General features: G+C 65.8%; 18 protein-coding genes. 7 read left to right on the top strand and 11 right to left on the bottom strand.

Translation table 11 applies throughout. The annotated features are described in order from the left end of the window. Entirely contained in the window at positions 1 to 567 is a 567-nt protein-coding gene (locus tag ACFQRC_RS08005; protein WP_379959801.1) for an HNH endonuclease, read from the bottom strand. A gap of 244 nt (positions 568 to 811) precedes the next feature. Here ACFQRC_RS08005 and gluQRS point away from each other — a divergent pair, with 244 nt between their 5' ends. Genes gluQRS through egtD form a run of 5 tightly spaced genes read left to right on the top strand, consistent with a single transcriptional unit; the run spans position 812 to position 4,717 of the window. Then, a complete protein-coding gene (gene gluQRS, locus ACFQRC_RS08010) occupies positions 812 to 1,696 on the top strand; it encodes a tRNA glutamyl-Q(34) synthetase GluQRS (RefSeq protein ID WP_379959803.1) in 885 nt (294 codons plus the stop codon). 9 nt (positions 1,697 to 1,705) lie between these two features. Beyond that, the gene (locus tag ACFQRC_RS08015) at positions 1,706 to 1,912 is read left to right on the top strand and encodes a twin transmembrane helix small protein (protein WP_379959805.1); all 207 of its coding nucleotides are present in this window, start codon (positions 1,706 to 1,708) and stop codon (positions 1,910 to 1,912) included. A gap of 3 nt (positions 1,913 to 1,915) precedes the next feature. Then, a complete protein-coding gene (locus tag ACFQRC_RS08020; RefSeq protein WP_379960419.1) occupies positions 1,916 to 2,491 on the top strand; it encodes a cob(I)yrinic acid a,c-diamide adenosyltransferase in 576 nt (191 codons plus the stop codon). Positions 2,492 to 2,523: 32 nt separating this feature from the next. Then, on the top strand, positions 2,524 to 3,771 hold the full coding sequence (gene egtB / locus ACFQRC_RS08025; protein WP_379959807.1) for an ergothioneine biosynthesis protein EgtB: 1,248 nt from the start codon (positions 2,524 to 2,526) through the stop codon (positions 3,769 to 3,771). Further along, positions 3,764 to 4,717 (top strand): L-histidine N(alpha)-methyltransferase, encoded by a 954-nt coding sequence (egtD, locus tag ACFQRC_RS08030; RefSeq protein ID WP_379959809.1) that lies wholly within the window; start codon positions 3,764 to 3,766, stop codon positions 4,715 to 4,717. Before egtB ends, egtD begins: the two co-directional genes overlap by 8 nt. On the opposite strand, the gene ACFQRC_RS08035 is transcribed toward egtD, so the two are convergent. The 3 genes from ACFQRC_RS08035 to ACFQRC_RS08045 form a co-directional block, all read right to left on the bottom strand. Further along, on the bottom strand, positions 4,714 to 5,985 hold the full coding sequence (locus ACFQRC_RS08035) for an amidohydrolase family protein (protein WP_379959811.1): 1,272 nt from the start codon (positions 5,983 to 5,985) through the stop codon (positions 4,714 to 4,716). The genes egtD and ACFQRC_RS08035 overlap by 4 nt on opposite strands. A 102-nt stretch (positions 5,986 to 6,087) precedes the next feature. Beyond that, positions 6,088 to 6,684: a DUF4142 domain-containing protein gene (locus ACFQRC_RS08040; protein ID WP_379959813.1), complete on the bottom strand. Its 597-nt coding sequence runs from the start codon at positions 6,682 to 6,684 to the stop codon at positions 6,088 to 6,090. 76 nt (positions 6,685 to 6,760) lie between these two features. Beyond that, the gene (locus tag ACFQRC_RS08045; RefSeq protein WP_379959815.1) at positions 6,761 to 7,021 is read right to left on the bottom strand and encodes a hypothetical protein; all 261 of its coding nucleotides are present in this window, start codon (positions 7,019 to 7,021) and stop codon (positions 6,761 to 6,763) included. A gap of 149 nt (positions 7,022 to 7,170) precedes the next feature. Here ACFQRC_RS08045 and ACFQRC_RS08050 point away from each other — a divergent pair, with 149 nt between their 5' ends. Continuing rightward, on the top strand, positions 7,171 to 7,317 hold the full coding sequence (locus ACFQRC_RS08050) for a YtxH domain-containing protein (protein WP_379959817.1): 147 nt from the start codon (positions 7,171 to 7,173) through the stop codon (positions 7,315 to 7,317). Positions 7,318 to 7,363: 46 nt separating this feature from the next. Here ACFQRC_RS08050 and lpdA read toward each other — a convergent pair whose 3' ends face one another. The 3 genes from lpdA to ACFQRC_RS08065 are packed head-to-tail and all read right to left on the bottom strand — an operon-like array spanning position 7,364 to position 10,461. Further along, positions 7,364 to 8,758: a dihydrolipoyl dehydrogenase gene (gene lpdA, locus ACFQRC_RS08055; RefSeq protein ID WP_379959819.1), complete on the bottom strand. Its 1,395-nt coding sequence runs from the start codon at positions 8,756 to 8,758 to the stop codon at positions 7,364 to 7,366. Then, complete coding sequence (locus tag ACFQRC_RS08060) at positions 8,759 to 9,136, bottom strand: hypothetical protein (RefSeq protein ID WP_379959821.1); 378 nt, start codon at positions 9,134 to 9,136, stop codon at positions 8,759 to 8,761. It abuts the gene before it with no gap. Beyond that, on the bottom strand, positions 9,133 to 10,461 hold the full coding sequence (locus tag ACFQRC_RS08065; protein WP_379959823.1) for a pyruvate dehydrogenase complex dihydrolipoamide acetyltransferase: 1,329 nt from the start codon (positions 10,459 to 10,461) through the stop codon (positions 9,133 to 9,135). The genes ACFQRC_RS08060 and ACFQRC_RS08065 overlap by 4 nt, the downstream gene beginning before the upstream one ends. Positions 10,462 to 10,617: 156 nt before the next feature. Between ACFQRC_RS08065 and ACFQRC_RS08070 the strand changes: the two genes are divergently transcribed. After that, positions 10,618 to 11,073 carry a universal stress protein gene (locus tag ACFQRC_RS08070; RefSeq protein ID WP_379959825.1) on the top strand — a complete coding sequence of 152 codons (456 nt, stop codon included), beginning with the start codon at positions 10,618 to 10,620 and terminating at the stop codon, positions 11,071 to 11,073. On the opposite strand, the gene ACFQRC_RS08075 is transcribed toward ACFQRC_RS08070, so the two are convergent. The 4 genes from ACFQRC_RS08075 to ACFQRC_RS08090 all read right to left on the bottom strand — a co-directional run bounded on the left by ACFQRC_RS08075 (position 11,070) and on the right by ACFQRC_RS08090 (position 13,757). Further along, positions 11,070 to 12,029: an RcnB family protein gene (locus ACFQRC_RS08075; RefSeq protein ID WP_379959827.1), complete on the bottom strand. Its 960-nt coding sequence runs from the start codon at positions 12,027 to 12,029 to the stop codon at positions 11,070 to 11,072. The genes ACFQRC_RS08070 and ACFQRC_RS08075 overlap by 4 nt on opposite strands. Positions 12,030 to 12,091: 62 nt before the next feature. After that, entirely contained in the window at positions 12,092 to 12,601 is a 510-nt protein-coding gene (locus ACFQRC_RS08080; protein WP_379959830.1) for a GAF domain-containing protein, read from the bottom strand. Between the two features lie 99 nt (positions 12,602 to 12,700). Further along, a complete protein-coding gene (gene arfB, locus ACFQRC_RS08085) occupies positions 12,701 to 13,114 on the bottom strand; it encodes an alternative ribosome rescue aminoacyl-tRNA hydrolase ArfB (protein ID WP_379959833.1) in 414 nt (137 codons plus the stop codon). After that, complete coding sequence (locus ACFQRC_RS08090; RefSeq protein ID WP_379959836.1) at positions 13,101 to 13,757, bottom strand: RluA family pseudouridine synthase; 657 nt, start codon at positions 13,755 to 13,757, stop codon at positions 13,101 to 13,103. The genes arfB and ACFQRC_RS08090 overlap by 14 nt, the downstream gene beginning before the upstream one ends. Between the last annotated feature and the right edge of the window lie 145 nt (positions 13,758 to 13,902).

Genomic DNA, 13,902 nt, shown 5'->3' on the forward strand with positions numbered 1-13,902 from the left:
TTACGCCTCCAGCTCGATGTCCCAATAGAGATAGTCGCGCCAGCTATCGTGCAGGAAATTGGGGGGAAAGGCGCGGCCATGGTCCTGGAGCTGCCAGCTGGTCGGCCGAATCGGGCGCCGATTGAGGTTCATATGCGCCTCGGCCGGCGTGCGGCCGCCTTTTCGCAAGTTGCACGGCGCGCAGGCGGTGGCGACATTCTCCCATGTCGTGCGCCCGCCCTGGGCGCGCGGGACGACATGGTCGAAGGTCAATTCCCTGGGGTCGCCGCAATATTGGCAGACGAAACGGTCGCGCAGGAACAGGTTGAACCGGGTGAAGGCCGGATATTCGGACGGCCGCACATATTGGCGGAGCGCGATCACGCTTGGGATATGCATCGTCCGCGTCGGGCTGTGGACCTCGCGCACATAATTGGCGACGATGTCGACCCGCTCCAGAAACACCGCCTTGACGGCGGTCTGCCACGGCCACAGGCTCAATGGATAATAACTGAGCGGCGTGTAATCGGCGTTCAAAACGAGCGCGGGGCAGCTGTCGGGATGCCGGATGAGATCGGGATGGTACATGAACCGACAGGGCCTTTCGTTTCATGGAGGAAGACCCTCCCGAAACGCGCCCCCGTCGCTGTCGCACCCAGAACGTGGGAGATTCGGGCTACGCCTTCTTCTCCTGTTCGATCACGCCCGTGGCTGATTTGCGTGACGGCGTCATGACACCACAAGTCGCGACTCGCGGTCAAGAGCGCTTTCCAGCAAAAGTGGTTTCCGGTTTTGCGTCCGGAAAGCGCGTCGATCGAATAATCCGGCTTTCATGAAAAATGTCGTCACGCGATTCGCGCCCTCGCCGACGGGCCGGCTGCACCTCGGCCACGCTTATTCGGCGCTGCTGGCGCATGATCATGCGCGGGCGCATGACGGTATCATGCTGCTGAGGATCGAGGACATCGACCCCGGCCGCGCCCGTTCGGCCCATATCGACGGCATCATCGAGGATTTGCTCTGGCTCGGCATCGAGCCCGACGGAGAGATCGCCTACCAGTCGGAACGGCTTGCGCTCTACGCCGAGGCGCTGGGCCGGCTGAAGGGGCTGGGCCTTGTCTACCCATGCTTCTGCACGCGCGCCGGGATAGCGGCCGAGATCGCGGCCAGCGTGTCAGCGCCCCATGGGCCGGACGGGCTGGTCTATCCGGGAACGTGCCGGCGCCTGTCGGTGGAAGAGCGCGAACGCCGGCTGCGCGACGAACCCCATGCCTGGCGGCTCGACGTGGGGAAGGCGCTGGAGTTCCCCGGCGAAAGCCGGGGAGCGCTAAGCTGGCATGACTCCACCGCCGGCGAAATAATTGCCCACCCGGAGCGCTTCGGCGACGTCGTCCTGGCGCGCAAGGACGCGCCGACCAGCTATCATCTCGCGGTCACGGTCGACGACGCGGCGCAGGGCGTGACCGACGTGATCCGGGGAACGGACCTCTTCGCCTCGACCGACATTCATCGGCTGCTCCAGGCGCTGCTCGGCCTGCCGACCCCTCATTACCACCATCATCCCTTGCTGACGGACGGGGAAGGCCGGCGGCTCGCCAAGCGCAACGGCGCGCCAGCGATCGCCGACCTCCGCGGCGCCGGCGCGAATCCGGAAGAACTGGCGGCGAATCTTCGCGCCGGCATTTTGCCCGCTGGATATTCCGTGGCCGGGGCCTAGATAGGGGCCATGCAGACCCTCCTCATCATCCTCATCGTGCTGGCCGCTGGCGCGACCCTTTTCGTCCTTGTGAAGGGCGTCATCGGCATGGCGCAGGGCCGGGACGTGACCGGCCAGCGCAGCCAGGATCTGATGCGCAAGCGGGTGATGTTCCAGGCGCTGGCGATCATCCTGGTCGTTCTGCTGCTCATGTTAGCCGGCACGAGCGGGAACTGAGCGCTGGTCAGGCTCAACAAGATCTACACCCGCACCGGCGATGCCGGCGAAACGGGGCTGGTCGACGGCTCCCGCATTTCCAAGGCGGACGCGCGCATGGCCGCGATCGGTGATGTCGATGAGGCCAACAGCGCCATCGGAATCGCCTTGCTTCATGTCCGCGACGCTGAGCACGGCGCGATGTTGTCGCGCATCCAGAACGAGCTGTTCGATCTCGGCGCGGATATCGCCACGCCGGGCGAAGATTTCGCGCCGAGCGAGATGACGCTGCGCATCATCCAGGACCAGGTCGACCGGCTCGAGCGCGAGATCGACGCGATGAACGCCGGGCTCGACCCGCTGAGGAGCTTCATCCTTCCCGGCGGTGGCGCCGCGGCGGCGCACATCCATCTCGCCCGCGGCATAGTCCGCCGCGCCGAGCGGTCGGCGGTGGCGGCCGCGCGCGAGGTCCCGCTGAACCCGCTCGCGCTGGCCTATATCAATCGCCTGTCGGACCATCTGTTCGTGCTCGCACGCCTCCTCGCCAAATCCGAAGGCGGCGACCTGCTGTGGAAACCGGGCGCGACCAGAGGCGTATAGAAGTGAGCGGCGTCGGGTCGCGAGGAAAAGGCATGGCGACTCAGGCACTCGATGTAGCGGTGGACGATCTGGCGTTGCGCTTTCGCAAGGTGCGGGCGCTGAGCCGCGCCATCGCCGCGCCGCTCTCCGACGCCGACGCTACGATCCAGCCGCATCCCGACGCCTCGCCCGCCAAGTGGCATCTGGCGCACACCTCCTGGTTCTTCGAAACCTTCGTGCTCCGCGACCACATGTCCGGCTACCGCGCCTATGATGAGCGCTGGGGATTCCTGTTCAACAGCTATTATGACGGCGAAGGCGAGCGACATGCCCGTCCCCGGCGTGGAATGCTCAGCCGGCCCTCGCTGGACGACGTGCTGGCGTGGCGCGACCATGTCGATGCGACGCTGGAAAGCGCTTTGCCGGGCCTTTCCGAGCCCGCGCTCCGCCTCGTCGAGCTCGGACTCAATCACGAGGAGCAGCATCAGGAGCTGATGCTCACCGACATCCTCGCGACCTTCGCCGAAAATCCGCTGCTCCCGGCCATGTGGGACGCGACCCCGGCGCCGCCCGCGCCGGTGCCGCCGCCCGTCCGCTGGATCGAGGGAAAGAGCGGGATCGTCCTGACCGGCCATGCTGGCCACGGCTTCGCCTTCGATTGCGAGTCGCCGCGGCACGAGGTGCTGTTGCATCCCCACGCGCTCGCCGATCGGCTCGTCACCAACGGCGAATGGCAGCTTTTCATGGAAGAGGGCGGCTACGCCTCGGCCGCGCACTGGTTGTCGGATGGGTGGACCTGGGTCCGCGAGAACAGGATAGAGGCGCCGCTCTACTGGCGCCGCTCGGAAGGCGGTTGGGAGCGCTTCGGCCTCGATGGTTCGCGCCCGGTCGAGCCTGGCGAGCCGGTCTGCCACATCAGCTATTACGAGGCAGACGCCTTTGCCCGCTGGGCTGGAGCGCGGCTGCCGACCGAGGCGGAATGGGAATCGGCGGCGGACGGGGCGGATGCCGCCGCCGGGCGGCAGCTCGACGAAGCCGGCCCGGTGCGTCCGCTGGGCGGCGCCAGCCTGTTCGGCGACGTCTGGCAATGGACGATGAGCGCTTTCCTTCCCTATCCGGGCTTCGAATCCGCCAGCGGGACGGTCGGCGAGTATAACGGCAAGTTCATGTCGGGGCAGATGGTGTTGAAGGGCGCCAGTTGCGCGACGCCCCGTGGCCATTCGCGCGCCAGCTATCGCAATTTCTTCTATCCTCACCAACGCTGGCAATTCACCGGTCTCAGGCTCGCGCGCAATGGCTGAAATGGAGGTAGACCCCGCCTTCCGAGCCGACGTCCTGTCCGGGCTCGCCGCGCCGATCCGAGCCGTGCCCGCGCGCTGGCTCTACGACCGGCGCGGCTCCGAGCTGTTCGAGCGGATCACCGAGCTTCCCGAATATTATCCGACCCGCGTCGAACGCGGCCTGCTCGAACGCTATAGTGCTGATGTGGCGCGGATCGCCGGCACCGGAGACGCGGTGGTCGAATTCGGCTCCGGCTCCTCGGCCAAGACCCCGATCCTGCTGAGGGCGGTCGCGCCCTCGGCCTATGTGCCGATCGACATATCCGGCAATTTCCTGCGCGATTCGTCGGCCGCCCTGCAAAAGGACTTTCCGGAGCTTCCGATCTACCCGGTGGAAGGCGATTTCATGAAGCCGATCGTCCTGCCGCCCGAAGTGGCGCGGGCGACCAAGCTCGGCTTCTTCCCGGGCTCGACCATCGGCAACATGGTCGCGCGCACCTCCGTCGACCTCCTCCGCGCGATGAAGGACACGCTCGGCGTTGGCGCCTTCCTTCTGATCGGCATGGACAGGTTGAAGGACGTGGACACGCTGATCCGCGCCTATGACGACGCGCAGGGCGTGACGGCCGCGTTCAACATGAACCTTCTTCACCGCATCAACGCCGAGCTGAACGGCGATATTCCGCTCGACGCATTCCGCCACCGCGCGATCTGGAACGACAGGATGGCCCGGATCGAAATGCATCTGGAGGCGGTTCGGAACGTCGCTTTCGCCGTTGAAGGGCAAAGCTTCGCTTTCAAGGCCGGCGAGACCATCCACACCGAGAACAGCCACAAATACGGCCTCCGCGACTCCCGCCTCCTCCTTCGCGCCGCCGGCTGGGGCCTCTGCCGGGAATGGACCGACGAGGACGACCAGTTCGCCCTCATACTCGCCGAGGCCGAGGCCCCGAGGTTCGCGCCTTAGTCGCTCTTCACCACTTCGCCGCCCTTGATCACCACGTCGACATTTTCGAGCTGGCGCACGTCGGCGAGCGGATCGCCATCGACCGCGATGATATCGCCGTAGCGCCCGGCCGCGATGGCTCCGACATCGCGCTCCCGTCCCAGCGCCTGGGCGGCGTTCCGTGTCGCCGCCTGGATGGCTTCCATGGGCGTCATCCCATATTCGGTCATGATCCGGAACTGGCCGCCGGCGGTGCCGTGCGGCATCACGCCGGCGTCGGTGGCGAAGACCATCTTCGCGCCCGCTTCATGCGCCGCGCGGAAATTGTCGCGCTGCAATTGGGCGATCTCGCGGTCCTTGCGGAGATTGTCCTCCATGACGCCGTTCCTCGCGCCCTCGGCTTGCGTATATTCGGTGTTGAAAATGTCCATCGCCAGCCAGGTGCCATGTTCCTTGGCGAGGCGGATGCCTTCGGCGTCGATAAGCGACGCATGCTCGATCGTGTCGATGCCGGCGCGGATGGCCGCCTTGATGCCCGCCGCGCCATGGGCGTGGGCGGCGACCTTGAGCCCCCATTGATGCGCCTCGTCGGCGATGGCGCGCAATTCCTCCTCGGAAAGCTGCTGCTGCCCCGGCTCGGTGTTGCGCGAGAAGACGCCGCCGGTCGCGCAGACCTTGATGACCTCGGCGCCATATTTGCGCTGCTCGCGGACGCGCTTCCTCAATTCCTGCGCCCCGTCGCCCACCGCCTTGCCGACCGCCTCGAAGGACGGGGGAAGATATGTGCTGTCGCAATGGCCGCCGGTGGCCGAAAGGGCGTGGGCGGCCGGCACGATGCGCGGCCCTTCCATCAAGCCCTCCTCGATCGCCTGCTTGTAGGCGACGTCCGAATAGCCTTCGGAGCCGACGTTGCGGACGGTGGTGAAGCCCGCGTGGAGCATGTCACGGGCATTGCCGACGCCTTGGACCGGCCAGAAGAGATCGGTGAACTGGAGGCTCGAATAACCGCCGTAGCGAGGATTGCTGTCGAGATGGACATGCATGTCGATAAGGCCGGGAAGCAAGGTCTTGCCGGGCAGGTCGATGCGCTCGGCGCCTTCCGGCAGCGCCGTCGCCGCGCCCGTCTCGACCTTGGTTATCCGGCCGTCGACGATCGTGACGACCGGCTGCTCGATCACTCGCCCGGCGAGCACGTCGACCATCCTGTCGGCCGTGACGACCACGGTCTCGGCCTGCGCGCCGGCGGCCATCGCGGCTAGCACTGCCGCACCAACATATCGGATCATCATTCCCCCCCCTCGTTCCAACGAAAGCCGGAACCTCATTTCACCTTCCGGAGCGGCAGGGAAGAGAGATTCCGGCCTTCGACCGAATGACGCGGGACGGACGCCTTATTGCGGCGCCTGTTGTGACAACTCCCGCGCCCGGTTGAGGTGCTGCTGGATCGGCCCGGCGACGGCGGTGGCGTGTTGCTGCAGCTCGGGCACATCGCCGCTCTGGGCATAGCCCTGCACCATCGCCAGCGCCTTCTGATGCGCCGCGATCTGCTGCATCAGATAGGTCTGGTCGAACGTCGCGGCCTCGGCCGCCCGGAGCGCCTCCATGTTCGCCTGCTGCTCCGCGCTCATCTCGGGCGTCACCGTGATCGGCGGCTGTGCCTGCTGGGCGGCGGTCATCAGGTCCGCGGTCGCTTTCTCATGGTCGGTGACGATCATCTGGGCCAGCGCATCGATGTCGGCATTCTCCGATCTCTCCATGGCGAGGCGCGCGCTTTCGATCTCGTACAGGTCGCTCGCCGCGGCCATCGCGGCATATTCCTGGCCCGATGCCGGCACGGCCCCGTCGGCGGGCGCCATGTCGTTCATCGCCATATCGTCGGCCATCGCCAGATTGTCGGCGGCCGTCATATTGTCGGACTCCGCGCCACTCCCGCCGCAAGCCGTCAGCGCGAGCGCGGCGCCCGACGCCATCAGGATCGTGAGTTTCATGATCTCTCTCCCTCATCCGTGACGGATGATCCCGGCGACAACGACAAAGCGCCTCACTCCGTTCCGTGCTCGCCGTTCAGGCGGGGCGAGGCGGATCGGTCATCTCCATGAAGGCGCGCGCCGCCTCCCGGTCCGCCCGATCCTCGAATATGGCGTCGAGATCGGGCGCGGCCCCGAGCATGTGGAGCAATGCCCACAGAGCGAACCGGTGCCCTCGATCCGTCTCCAGGCCCAGGTCCACCTGCATCCGCTCGATCCCGGCCGCGAGCGCGGACGACGGCACCGCGGCCAGGTCGACGGTCCCGAAATAGCGGCGCAACTGATCGTCGAAATTCATGTGTCGCAGCCCTTCCGCGGCCTTGCCCCGCCGCCATTCCTTGTCCGCCGGCGAGTTTCAATTGTCGGACCGCTTGCCTGGAAACTCTTTCCCACGTGACTTCTTGCCGTATTATGTATATAATACACTGACATCAGGAGGTAGAAACGATGTTCGAGGATCCCGTTGCCAAACGAACGGCGATCGCGGCCGCGATCGGTGCGGTGATCGCGATTCCGGTCCCATTCGTGGGTCCGATATTCGGCGCGATCGTCGGCGCGGGCGTCGGCTATCTGTCGGCCAAGCGGCGCGGCTGACGCAGGGATCGTGCTTCGAACCGGACAGGCTCCGAGATTCCTTGCCTCAATAATGCAGCGCCCGGCCATAGGCGTCGAGGACGCTCTCGTGCATCATCTCAGAGAGGGTCGGGTGCGGGAAGACGGTGTGCATCAAATCTTCCTCGGTGGTTTCGAGCTGGCGGGCGATGGCGTAGCCCTGGATGAGCTCGGTCACTTCCGCGCCGACCATGTGCGCGCCCAATAGCTCTCCCGTGGTCTCGTCGAACACCGTCTTGATGAAGCCCTCCGCCTCGCCCAGCGCGATCGCCTTGCCGTTGCCGATGAAGGGGAATTTGCCGACCTTCACCTTGCGGCCCTCCTCCTTGGCTTTCGCTTCGGTCAGGCCGATGCTGGCGACCTGCGGGCGGGAATAGGTGCAGCCCGGGATGTTCCAGGTTTCGAACGGGTGCGGCTTGTTGCCGGCAATCGCCTCGACGCAAACCACGCCCTCATGGCTCGCTTTGTGCGCCAGCCAGGGCGGGCCGGTTACGTCGCCGATCGCGTAGATCCCTTCCACATTGGTGCGGGCATAGCCGTCGACGACGATATGGCCGCGCTCCGTCTTCACGCCCAGCGCCTCGAGGCCGATAGCCTCGCTGTTGGGCGCGATGCCGATGGCGACGATGGCGTGGGAGAAGTCGTCAGCCGAGACTTTGCCGTCCTTGCCCTTGATCGAGGCTTTGACGCCCTTGCCCGAAGCCTCCAACTTCTCGACTCCCGCGCCGACATGGATTTTCATGCCCTGCTTGGTGAGCGCCTTGAGCATGAACGCCGAGACCTCCTCGTCCTCCACCGGCAGGATGCGGTCGAGCATTTCGACGATGGTCACCTCCGCGCCCATGTCCGAATAGAAGCTGGCGAACTCGACCCCGATCGCGCCCGAGCCGATGACGAGCAATTTGGTCGGCATCTCCTTCGGCACCATCGCGTGGCGATAGGTCCAGATCCGCTCCCCGTCCGCCTTGGCGAACGGCAGATCCCGCGCCCGCGCGCCGGTGGCGATGATGATATGCTTGGCGGCCAGCTCCGTCGTCTTCCCGTCCTTGACGACGCTCAGCGTCCCCTTGCCCGTGATCTTCCCGTCGCCCTCGACGACGGCGATCTTGTTCTTCTTCATCAGCCCCTTCACGCCCATGTTGAGCTGCCCCGCCACCTTGCGGCTGCGATCGACGATCTTGGCGAGATCGAACCCCGTCTTCTCCGCGCTGAGGCCGTAGGTGGAGGCATGGGTCAGATAATGGTTGATCTCCGAGGTGCGCAGCAGCGCCTTGGTCGGAATGCACCCCCAGTTGAGGCAGATGCCCCCCAGCTTCTCCCGCTCGACGATGGCGACTTTCATGCCAAGCTGCGACGCGCGAATAGCGGCGACATAGCCGCCTGGCCCCGAGCCAAGGACGATGAGGTCGTAAGTGTCAGCCATCTAGTGAGCCTTCCGAGGATGAAGAACAATCAGACGATGCAATGCTGCCCATGCGAGGGCGGTCAAAAGAGCGAAGATGAAGCCGATGAAAGCGAGTTCCAAAATGAGTCCGAATGCGAATAACGTCATCGCAACTCCGAGGGGTGCGGCAACGAAGGCGACGACGCCGTAGTCTGACCAAGTCTCGAACTGAAACCTGGAGAATGTCCAGAATAACGAAAGCAGCACTGATCCGACGAGGGTGAAAGGGAAGGAAACAGCGAAAACAAGGAAGAAGCCTTGGAGAATCCCTTCGATGGCAGCGATAAAAAGTGATCCTGCAAACGAGCCGGCGACCGCAGGCGCAAAACTAAGGAAGAGGAACCATCCAAGCCTCAAGCCAGCATCCCCAACGGGTTCTCCGCCAGCCGCTTGAACGCCTGCATCAGCTTCGCTCCATCCGCCCCGTCGATGGCGCGGTGGTCGAAGCTGCCGGTGGCGCTCATCACGGTGGCGATCTGGAGCGAGTCGTTGACCACGTAGGGCCGCTTCTCGCCGGCGCCGATCGCCATGATCATCGCCTGGGGCGGGTTGATGACGGCGTCAAAGGCCTTGATGCCGAACATGCCCATGTTGGAGATGGACGCGGTGCCGCCCTGATATTCGTGGGGCGCAAGCTTACCCTCCTTGGCGCGGCCGGCGAGGTCCTTCATCTCGGTGGCGATGGCGGACAGCGCCTTGGTGTCGGCCTGCGTGATGATCGGCGTGATGAGGCCGTTCGGGATCGACACGGCGACCGAGATGTCGGCGCGGCTGTATTTCAGGAGCTGGTCGCCGGCGAAGGAGACGTTGCACTCCGGCACTTCCATCAGCGAGACGGCGAGCGCCTTGATCAGCATGTCGTTGACGCTGAGCTTGACGCCGCGGCTCTGAAGGCTCGCGTTCAATTCGCCGCGGAGCTTTAGCAGCGCGTCGAGCTGGATGTCGACCGTCAGATAGATATGCGGGATCTGCTGCTTCGACTCGGTCAGGCGGCGCGCGATCGTCTTGCGCATGTTGGAGAGCTTGACCGCTTCGTGCGGGATTTCAGACAGCCCTTCGACAGGCTCAGGGCGAGCGGGTGCCGGGGCAGGTGTCTTTTCCGGGACCCGCTCAGGCGGAGCTTGTCGAGACGTAGTCGACCGAAGGTCAACCCCTGCCTTTCCTCCGGCCGAGTCGATATCCGCCTTCACGATCCGTCCGCCGGGGCCGGAGCCCGTGAGGCTGGACAAATCCACGCCCTTCTGCTCGGCCAGCCGCCGCGCGAGCGGGCTCGCCTTCACGCGGTCGCCGGTGTCGGCCCTCAGCGCGGCCTTTGCTTCCGCCTGGGAAGCTGCCACGGCTTCTTCCTTGGCAGGCTGACCCGCTCCGGTCTCGCCGCCCTCCTTCGCAACCGGCTCTTTCGCGGCCTTCGGCGCTTCTATCGCCGCGCCGGCGTCTTCGCCCTCGCCGGCGATCAGCGCGATCACTTCGCCGACCTTCACACCATCGGTGCCCTCCGGAACAACGATCTTGGAAATCGTGCCCTCGTCGACCGCTTCAAACTCCATCGTCGCCTTGTCGGTCTCAATTTCGGCGAGGAGATCGCCGGCCGCGACATTGTCGCCCTCCTTCACCAGCCATTTGGCGAGCGTCCCCTCCTCCATCGTGGGGGACAAAGCGGGCATCTTGAGCTCGATGGGCATGGGAAGCGGCTTTCCTCTGCTGTGCTGCGCGCCCGTCCAAACAGCAGGCGCGGGGCCGGGTCAAGGCCTGTCCTCGGCCGAGCACCGGCGGACCCGACGGCCGGGGTTGCGTGACGGGCGGTTCTGGCGCACCGTCTCCTCCAGCAGGAGGGGTTCATGCGCTCGTATCTCGTCGTCATGGACGAAAGCCAGGAATCGCGCGCGGCCTTACGCTACGCGGCCCGGCGCGCGGCGCGAACCGGCGGCGTCATCGAGCTGCTGGCGCTCATCCCGCCGCAGGAATTCGTCCAGTGGGGCGGCGTCCAGGCGGCAATGGAGGAGGAAGCGAAGCTGCGGGCCGAGGCGATGGTCGTCCAGGCCTCGAGCGCGATCGTCGAGGAAGCCGGCCTCACCCCCTCGATCACCGTCCGCCAGGGCGATCCCGTCAAGGCGGTCGCCGAATTGCTGAAGGAACGCGAGGATATCGCCGCTCTGGTGCTCGGCGCCGCGGCCGAGGGCGGACCCGGCCCGCTGGTCACGCATTTTTCCGGCAATGCGGCCAGCACCCTGCCCTGCCCGCTGGTGATCGTGCCGGGCCAGCTCAGCGACGAGATGCTCGACCGGCTGAGCTAACCCCGCTCGCCCCGGATTCTGGGCTTGGCCTTGCGGTATTTCCGCTTGACGGTCCGCTTGGCCGGCGCGGCGACCGGCTCATCGACATAATAGGTATGGGTGGTGACGGTCCCCGGCGTGGTGACGGTGGTCTCGGTGACCGTCATCACTCCCCAGCCATATCCGCAATGGCCGCAGGGCGGCGGCGGCGGCGGGGAGCAGCTATAGGCCTGCTGGCAGCCGCCATAAGAGACGGTCGGCATCGGGTGGCCATAACCTTGCCGATGCTCCTGCGGCCGATAGTCGCCGGCATAAACCTCCTCGTCCCGATACCGATCGTCATAATAATCGTCGGCATAGGTTTCGCCGTCATAGCCCTCGACATAGGCATAATCCTCGTCGCCGGGATGGAAATCGCCGTCGCCGACGTAAGCCGGGATGCCGCGCCCGTCATCGTCCCAGCGCTCGCCATATTCGTCCCAGTCGAGGCCGTAGCGCCCGTCATGGACGCGGCCGTCGCGGTCGATCAGATAGGCATCGTCATAATAACGGACCCAGCGGCGGTCTCCGCCCGGTGGCGGAAAGCCGTAGAGCCCCCAATTCTGGACGTGGAATTGCGGGCCGAACCAGAAAGGCGGGACCACCGTCCCGCGGACGAAGCGATGGCCGCGGCGATGCTCGATACGGTCGCGGTCGTGCCGGACGATCACCCGGTCGCGCCCGTGCCGCATCGCGGCTTGCGGCGCGACGACCGATGGCGGCGGCATCCGCCTTTCGATTCGCGGGGCGACGGGAGCGGGCGCGCGCTGCCGCCAGCTGACCCCAGGGGCGGGCATCGCCGGGCGAGGGCTGCCGGGGACGTTGAGCCGCGCCGCCGGCACGTCCTGCCACGGCACGGGCGGGGTTACGGTCTGCGCCGCGAGACTCGCCGGAATCAGGGCGCTCGCCGCCAGGAAATAGGTCGCCAGCTTCGTCATGGTGCGTCCCCTGCTTGGCCAAAGCCGCCGCCCACGAGGCGCGGGAGACGCTTCAGTCTTTTTTAACCATCCACCGACGCTTTTGCCACCTCCGCCAGCCGCGGCGCGATTATCCGTGCCAGTTTGAGACAGCCGTCTTTGTCCTCCGTGTCGAATCGCGCACGCCGGGGACTGTCCAGATCGAGCACGCCGATCAGCCGGTCCTCGTGGACGATCGGCACGACAAGTTCGGACGCGGACGCGCTGTCGCAGGCGATATGGCCGGGAAAGGCGTCGACGTCCTCGACGAGCTGGGGCTCGAGCGTCGCCGCGGCGGTCCCGCACACGCCCTTGCCGAACGGGATGCGGATGCAGGCGGCGCGGCCCTGGAACGGCCCGAGCACCAGCTCGCCGTCGATGTTGCGGTAGAAGCCGGCCCAATTGAGGTCCGGCAGCGCTTCCCAGAGCAGGGATGCGACGTTCGCCATGTTGGCGATGGCGTCCGGTTCGCCCGCCGTCAGCGCATCCGCCGCGTCGCAGAGCTGACGGTAAAGCTCGGCCTTGTCCTCGGCGGCGATCCTGAAATCGAACATTGACGCATCCTCGTCATCCCAGCGGAAGCCGGGATCTCACTTTTTTGTCTAGGTGGGTAACAGACAAGCGAGATTCCAGCTTTCGCTGGAATGACGGAGCTAATCCAGCCCCGGCTTGCCCCGCGCCGCCTTGACGGCGCCGCGCTTGGTCTTGGTATCGACGCGCCTCGCCTTGGCGGCGCGGCTGGCCTTGGTCTTGATCCGCTTCGGCTGTCGGATGTGGGCCCTGGCGACGAGTTCCGCCAGCCTCGCCCGCGCATCTTCGCGATTGGCTTCCTGCGTACGGTAGCTGCGCGCGGTGATGACGATCTCGCCGCCGGACGTCATCCGGCTCCCCGCCAGCTCCTTCAGGCGCGCATAGACCGGCGGCGCCAGGCCGAGTTTGAGGACGTCGCACCGAAGTTGCACCGCGGTCGCGACCTTGTTGACGTTCTGGCCGCCGGGACCGCTGGACGCGATGAATCTCTCCGAAAGCGCGTCCTCGGGAATGACGAAGGGTTCAGAGCCGGACATCGCCGAAACCGGCCTGGACGAAGGTCGGCGGCAGCGGCGCGGTCGCCTCGACCGGCGGCTTACCGTCGCGCTCCACCCGGATCGACAAAGCGTGGAGCAGCATCGGCCCCCTGCCCGCGCCATAGACGGGATCGCCCGAGATCGGGATGCCGAGCCCCGCCGAAGCGTGGACGCGAATTTGGTGCGTCCGCCCGGTCTCGGGCGAGAAGACGATGACGGCCCGCCCGTCGCGCACGTCGGCCATCTTCCAGTGCGACACCGACGGCCGTCCTCTCGGATCGTGGATCATCCGCCAGCCTTCCTCGGCGGACGAGACCTTGCCGAGCGGCATGTCGATAATGCCCGCTTGCGTCTCCGGCACGCCGTCCAGCACCGCGACATAGGTCTTGCTCACCTTCTTGTCCTCGAAGGCGCGCTGGAAGCGCTTGTGCGCTTTGGGGTTGCGCGCGAGGAGCAGGCAGCCGGACGTGTCGCGATCGAGCCGGTGGACGGGAAGCGGGGTGCGCTGAAAACCGAAACGGAAATGGTGAAGATAATCCTCCAGGCTCTCGCGGGTTCGCGAACCGGGATGGACGGCGAGCCCGGCCGGCTTGTCGATCACGATCGCCTCGCCGTCGATGAACAGGACGTATTTCTCCCACATGGCGCCATTTTCCTGCATGTCCCGGCCCTGCCACGGCTGTTGCAGCGGCGCAACGGACCCGGCCTCGCGGAGCCGCGCAAAGGACGTTTACGCGGAATTAACCTTTTAACTTCATTTATCGCGTGGTTAATCAAGATTACCGGGT

This window comes from Enterovirga sp. GCM10030262, from assembly GCF_042666435.1.
Lineage (GTDB): Bacteria > Pseudomonadota > Alphaproteobacteria > Sphingomonadales > Sphingomonadaceae > Allosphingosinicella.